The organism is Streptomyces sp. NPDC002446 (assembly GCF_053595675.1).
Genome location: NZ_JBSFYC010000035.1, coordinates 75248 through 81917 on the forward strand (window position 1 = coordinate 75248; position 6670 = coordinate 81917).

Annotated in this window: 5 protein-coding genes; 3 read left to right on the forward strand and 2 right to left on the reverse strand. The window is 71.1% G+C overall.

The window, feature by feature from the left end:
* Window positions 1–93: 93 nt before the first annotated feature.
* The 3 genes from ACWD6P_RS20925 (at window position 94) to ACWD6P_RS20935 (ending at window position 3480) form a co-directional block, all read left to right on the forward strand.
* Window positions 94–1929: a 2Fe-2S iron-sulfur cluster-binding protein gene (locus ACWD6P_RS20925; RefSeq protein ID WP_451445623.1), complete on the forward strand. Its 1836-nt coding sequence runs from the start codon at window positions 94–96 to the stop codon at window positions 1927–1929.
* 395 nt (window positions 1930–2324) lie between these two features.
* Window positions 2325–3074, forward strand: coding sequence for a hypothetical protein (locus ACWD6P_RS20930; RefSeq protein WP_451445624.1), 750 nt, complete (start codon window positions 2325–2327; stop codon window positions 3072–3074).
* Between the two features lie 151 nt (window positions 3075–3225).
* The gene (locus ACWD6P_RS20935; protein ID WP_451445625.1) at window positions 3226–3480 is read left to right on the forward strand and encodes a response regulator transcription factor; all 255 of its coding nucleotides are present in this window, start codon (window positions 3226–3228) and stop codon (window positions 3478–3480) included.
* A 182-nt stretch (window positions 3481–3662) separates the two neighbouring features.
* Here ACWD6P_RS20935 and ACWD6P_RS20940 read toward each other — a convergent pair whose 3' ends face one another.
* Both ACWD6P_RS20940 and katG read right to left on the reverse strand, forming a co-directional pair.
* Window positions 3663–4343 (reverse strand): hypothetical protein, encoded by a 681-nt coding sequence (locus ACWD6P_RS20940; protein WP_451445626.1) that lies wholly within the window; start codon window positions 4341–4343, stop codon window positions 3663–3665.
* A 525-nt stretch (window positions 4344–4868) separates the two neighbouring features.
* Window positions 4869–6670 (reverse strand): catalase/peroxidase HPI (gene katG, locus ACWD6P_RS20945; protein ID WP_451445627.1); only part of this gene is annotated, 1802 nt, incomplete at its 5' end.

Sequence of the window (6670 nt, forward strand, 5' to 3'; positions counted from 1 at the left end):
CCGCGACGACCGCATATCCCGCCCCGCCGGGCGCCGTCAAGCAACGGGAATCCGCGACTGTGGTGCCGTACCGCCGTTGCGCACGGTGGTCGCATGCCGACGCCCGAATTCTGCGCCCAGATCGCCCGCGCCAGCGGCTTCACGGCATGGTGGCTGGTATCAGCCGCGGTGCTGTTGGGGCTGCTGCTGTCCACCCGCGCCCTCGGTCCAGGGCCCCGTACCGCCCGGATCGTCCAGATGCACCGCCAGCTAGCCGCGGCCTCCCTGATCTTCACCGCGATCCACCTGGCAGCCCTGGCCGCCGATGTCCGGCTGATGTTCGGCTGGGCCGAATTCCTCGTGCCGCTGCCGACCCGCCACCGCCCCCTGGCCGGAGCCTGGGCCGTGATGGCCGTCTACCTCATGGCCGCCATCTGGGTCACGTCCCGGATGCGCTCCCGGCTGCCGCACCGTCTGTGGCGGCACGTCCACCGCACCTCCTTCGCCGTCTTCGTCCTGGTCACCCTGCACTCCCTGACCGCGGGCAAGACGTCGGACGACGCCGACTCCCTCACCCGCTGGACCGCAACGGTCACCGCCACCGCCTTCGGCCTCCTCGTGGCCCGCCGCCTGCATGCGGGCCGACGCCTCGCCCAGACCCTCACCCGGCTGCGGCAGCCCACCACCCCGCACCCGGCCGCCCCTCCCCCCACTACTCCGACCGCCGCCACTACTCCCACCGCCCCCGCTACTCCCACTATCCCCACCACACCCGCTGCCCCCGCCGCCGCTGGCTTCCACCGGCTCCACGTCGCCGACATCCGGCGCGAGACCCCGGATACCGTCTCCGTCGCCTTCCACATCCCCGACGAGCTGACGGCCGCCTTCCGCTTCCGGCCCGGCCAGTACCTCACGCTGCGCGCCGTCCTCGACGGCTCAGCCCTCCTGCGCCCGTACTCCATCTGCAGCGGGACTGCCGACGGGGAGGTGCGCATCGCCGTCAAGCAGCAGCGCGGCGGCAGGGTGTCCACCTGGGTCAACACCCGCCTGCGCACCGGCGATCAGGTCGAACTCGCACCGCCACGCGGCCGCTTCACCACCGACCTCGAACCCGCCCGCCCACGCCATGTCCTCGCCGTCGCCGCCGGAAGCGGCATCACACCCGTGATCTCCATCGTCAAGAGCGTGCTCGCCGCCGAGCCGTACAGCCGCTGCACCCTGGTCTACGGCAGCCGCGACGCCGTCTCGATGATCTTCCGCCAGCAGCTCGCACTCCTCTCGTGCACGTACGGTGACCGTCTGCGCGTCATCCATGTCCACAGCCGCGTCGAATCCGCGGGCGACCCGCTGCTCCGCGGCCGGTTGACCCGCGAGAAGTTCCACGAACTCGCCGACGCACTCGCCCTGGACCAGGACGTCGCCGAGGCGTTCGTGAGCGGCCCGGAGGGCTTCATCACCGGTATCCGCGCGGCCCTGACGGAGCGGGGACTGGCGCCGCAGCACCTCCACACCGAGCGGCTCTCCGGGCCCCCGCAGGCCTCCTCCGCCCTCAGCGGGGGACAGCCACCCTCTGCCCTCAGCGAGGGGCAGGCATCCTCCGCCCCCAGCGAGGGGCAGGCATCCTCCGCCCCCAGCGAGGGGCAGCGGCCGCACGACGAAGCCGGCCCACGTACGGCTCGGGTGGACGTGATCGAGAGCGGCGTTCGGACCACCGTCACGGTTCCCGCCCCGCGCACCGTGCTCGACGCGGGACTGCACGCCGGGCTGGACCTGCCGTACTCCTGCCGCGAGGGCGTGTGCGGGACGTGCCGCGCAAAGGTGACGCACGGCCGGGTACGCCTGCTCGCCCCGTGCGCCCTGCCGGCGGCCGAGGTGAACGCCGGGTACGCCCTGGCCTGCCGCACGGTTCCCGCCGAAGAAGCGGTCACCCTCGACTTCGACCAGGGCTGAAAAACGATGGCAGAGACGGGGACGCAGACGGCGCGGAGACGCCGCGGGGATGGTGGCGCAGACGGCGCGAATCTGGCGATTCAAAAATCCGGCGAAAAAAGCTGTTGGTGTCCGCGGCGGTCGTCCCTCCTGCATACGAGCGGGGCACCAGGCCCCCCGATGAAGGAGAGACCGCAATGCGTCGGTATCGAGCACACATCATCGCCGCGCTGGCCGGAGCCATGGCCCTGTCGCCACTGGCAGTGCCTGCAGCGTCGGCACACAGTCCGGCCAGCACGGCGAAGGCCGCCGGCTCCCTGGCGAGCGCCCCTGAGACCCAGCCGATGCCCGGACCGGGGCCCCTGGTGCCGGGAGGGGACGACGATGAGGGCTCGGGCAAACCGGTGGGACCTCACGTGACCGTCGAGCCGCCTCCGGACCCTCCGCAGCAGATCGGGCCGCTCGAGATCAAGCCCGACGGCTTCTTCGGCAAGCCCGGCCACGGCCTCGTCGGTCCCTTCTTCCCCAAGACGCCCGACACACCGCCCCCGGACGACGAAAAGCGTGACGACGACCGAGACGACGAGCGTGACGACGACAGGGGCAGCGGCGGGGGCGGCGGGTCCGACACAGGCGGCGGCGCGGGCGGCGGCAGCGCCGGCGGCGATTCGGGCGGCGGCGCCAGCGGCAGCGGTGCCGGTGGCGGAGATTCCGCAGACGACGGCGGCGGCTCTTCCGGCGCGGGAGACCGAAACGGCGGTGAGGGCGGCGGCGACGCCGGCCACCGCCAGGCCGACGGCGGCCGGTCCGACAACGGTGGCGGCAAAGCCACAGGCGACTCCGGCTCTGACGGCGCCTCCGGCTCTCGAAGCGGATCCGGCGTGCGGGGCGAGGCCGGTCACTCTGAAGGCTCGTCAGGCTCGTCAGGCGCCTCAGGTGGGTCGGGGTCCGGGCACGGCTCCGGTAACGCCGCCCGCGACGGCGATGCGACCGACCGGCACGGCCAGGGCTGGACAACGATAATCCGGGAGCCCGCCTCGTGGTTCTCACTCGACCGCGCACGCGAGTTCTTCATGACGCCGGTCGGTATGGGGACACTGGCCATCGCCGGCCTGCTGGTCTGGCGGGCCCGTCGCAATCGCCACGCCAAGCAGCAGAAGAGCTGACGAAGTACTGACGAGGTACTGACGGTACGTCAGGAGCCTGGTGTGTCCGGTGCACACAGCCCTGCGGGACCGGTTCGCTCCGGCCCGCAGGGCCTGCACCACACCACCACACCGCCACGCGCCACCACCCGCCATCACAGAAGGAACAGCCATGCATCCCACCCCCTCCGCACCTCCAGCGCCCCACACCGCGACGGGCTCGTCACGTCCGCACCTGTCGCACCGCGAGCGGCAGGTCCTGCAGCACATCGCCGACGGTCGTACCTACGCCGCGACTGCCCGCCGCATCGGCATCTCCGTGCACACCGTCGACGGTTACCTACGCCGCATCCGGGCGAAGTCCGGTGCCCGCACCCATGCGGAGCTGGTCCGTCTGGCCCTGCTCTCCCAGTGGCCCGGATACTGAGTGCGCTCACCGCCTGCCGCGTCACCGACCGCGCCGTCCTGGGCGTGCTTGTCCTGGACCTGGAGCGAAGCTCAGCGCGCACAGGGGTTCGTTCCGCTACCCAGGTGCTGGGCGGCGGAACGAACCTACGGATGGCTGAGGTTCAAGCGTCGCCTGGCGCGCGAGTGCGAGATGCTCCCCGCTCAGCCGGCCGGGAGTTTGGCGACGGCGGCTTCGATGTGCCTGTCGACCAATGCGGGTGCGCCGGCGAGGGTCACCAGCACGTTGCCGCGTCGGACGGCGGCCGTTTTGAGCACCGAGGTGCCTGTTGGGCCGGTGAAGGTGGTCGTGTAGGCGTAGGCGTCGGGACCCGGGACGGGTGCGGTGTTCTTGTGCACCGTGACGGTGACGGGGGTGCTCCCGGAGGTCATGGTGTAGGTGGGGCAGGACGTCTGGGCATGGATGAGCCTGCGCAGTCCTGCGGACAGCTTGGACGGCGTGTCGCTGTCCAACTCCTCGCCCAGTTCCGAGTCCGCGCCGAACGTGAAGGCGGCGGAGGTCTCGGTCGCGAACTCCACCTCGTCGCTGTACTTGCCCAGCTCTTCCAGTGCGGGGCAGCCGCTGACCGCGATGTCGTCGTACCGGTGGGGGTCGGCGGCCTTCTTGTCGTCGGGTGTCTCGGTCTGCGTGTACCCCGGCCCCAGGTCGTCGGTGGTCAGCAGGTAGTGACGCAGCCGTTGGCCGGGGACGGGCTGGCGGTCGGCGGGGGAAGGTCCCGGGGAGGCGGGGTTTGTGGCAGTTGCGGTCCGGGAGGCTTCCGGTTTGGCGTCGTGCTTGCCGGTGGCGGGTGGTGTACTGCTGCACCCGGCCGCCAGGGCCAGCACCCCGCAGGCAGCAGCAGCCGCTGCTGTCGCTGTGCTGATTCGCCGCTTTCGGCATTGCTTGCTCTGCACTGGCCAACCCCCGATATCCACAATGGACATGATCATATCGGCGTCCGGATGTCCGCGGGCGCCCAGCCCGCAGGTGGCCTGACTGGCCCGCCCCTCGCGAGATCAGCTCATACGTGGCAGCGTGCTGCGGCCCGGGCCCAGGGGAGTGGTGCGCCGGGTAAACGGTGAAGGCTCCCCGCCTCGTACGAGACAGGGAGCCTTGGGTGGAGCGCCTGGCAGGCCTTGCACCTGCATTTCCCACCGGCTGGCGGGCGTCTTTCCTTGGACCACAGACGCATGCTCCGTGCGGTGCCCGTGTGGTGCACCTGGAGTTGCGTCATGATCATACAGGTCCGGGCCACCGGTGCGCACACCGTGGGCCCGGTCGGCTGGGAGCCGGGGTATCCAGGGCCGACCCGGTGCGGGCCAGCCCTGGATGCCATGAGTCCAACGGCCGGGCCGGGCGCGGCAAGTGGGTCAGGACAGCTCGAACCGGTCCAGGTCCATCACCTTGCGCCACGCCGCGACGAAGTCATGGACGAACTTCTCCTTCGCGTCATCGCTCGCGTAGACCTCGGCGAGCGCACGCAGCTCGGAGTTCGAGCCGAAGACCAGGTCGGCGCGGCTGCCGGTCCACTTGACCTCGCCGGTGGCGGCGTCACGGCCCTCGAAGGTGTCCTGCGCCTCGGACGTCGCCTTCCACGTCGTACCCAGGTCGAGCAGATTGACGAAGAAGTCGTTGGTCAGCCGGCCCGGCGTGTCGGTGAAGACGCCGAGCTGCGACTGCTGGTGGTTGGCGCCCAGAACGCGCAGGCCCCCGACCAGGACGGTCAGCTCGAGTGCGCTCAGCGTCAGCAGGTTGGCCTTGTCGAGCAGCAGGTACTCGGCCGGCAGGCGGTTGCCCTTGCCGCGGTAGTTGCGGAACCCGTCGGCGCTGGGCTCGAGCGCGGCGAACGACTCCACGTCCGTCTGCTCCTGCGCGGCGTCCACACGGCCCGGCGTGAAGGGCACCTCGACGTCGAAGCCGGCGTCCTTCGCGGCCTGCTCGACGCCCGCACCGCCCGCGAGCACGATCAGGTCCGCGAGCGAGATCCGCTTGCCGCCCGCCTGGGCGGAGTTGAAGGACTCCGCGATGCCCTCCAGGGTGCGCAGCACCGCCGCCAGCTGGTCGGGCTGGTTGACCTCCCACCCGGCCTGCGGCTGCAGACGGATCCGCGCGCCGTTGGCGCCGCCGCGCTTGTCGCTGCCACGGAACGACGAGGCCGACGCCCACGCCGTGGACACCAGCTGCGAGACCGACAGATCCGAGGCCAGGACCTGCGCCTTGAGCGCGGCGACGTCCGCGTCATCGACGAGGTCGTGCGTCACTGCGGGCAGCGGGTCCTGCCACAACAGCACCTCGGAGGGGACCTCCGGCCCGAGGTAGCGCACCAGGGGTCCCATGTCGCGGTGGGTCAGCTTGTACCAGGCCCGGGCGAAGGCGTCTGCGAGCTCGGCGGGGTTCTCCAGCCAGCGCCGCGTGATCCGCTCGTAGACCGGGTCGACGCGCAGCGACAGGTCGGTCGTCAGCATCGTCGGCGCGTGGCTCTTGGACGCGTCGTGGGCGTCGGGCACGGTACCCACGCCGGCACCGTCCTTCGGCCGCCACTGGTGCGCACCGGCGGGGCTCTTGAACAGCTCCCACTCATACCCGTACAGGGTCTCCAGGAAGCTGTTGTCCCACTGGACGGGGGTGGGCGTCCAGATCCCTTCGAGACCGCTGGTGATGGCGTCGGCGCCCTTGCCGGTCTTGTGTGTGCTCTTCCAGCCTAGGCCCTGCTGCTCCATCGGGGCGGCCTCGGGGTCGGGGCCGACGCTCTCGGCCGGGCCCGCACCGTGGGTCTTGCCGAAGGTGTGACCGCCCACGATCAAGGCGGCCGTCTCCTCGTCGTTCATCGCCATCCGGCGGAACGTCTCACGGATGTCGCGGGCCGCCGAGACCGGGTCCGGGTTGCCGTTCGGGCCCTCCGGGTTGACGTAGATCAGGCCCATCTGGACCGCCGCGAGGGGCGTTTCGAGCTCGCGGTCGCCGGTGTAGCGCTCGTCGTCGAGCCACACGGACTCAGGACCCCAGTAGACGTCCTCGTCGGGCTCCCACACATCCGCCCGGCCGCCGGCGAAGCCGAAGGTCTCAAAACCCATCGACTCCAGCGCCACATTGCCGGCCAGGATCATCAGGTCGGCCCACGACAGGCTCCGGCCGTACTTCTTCTTGACCGGCCACAGCAGACGGCGGGCCT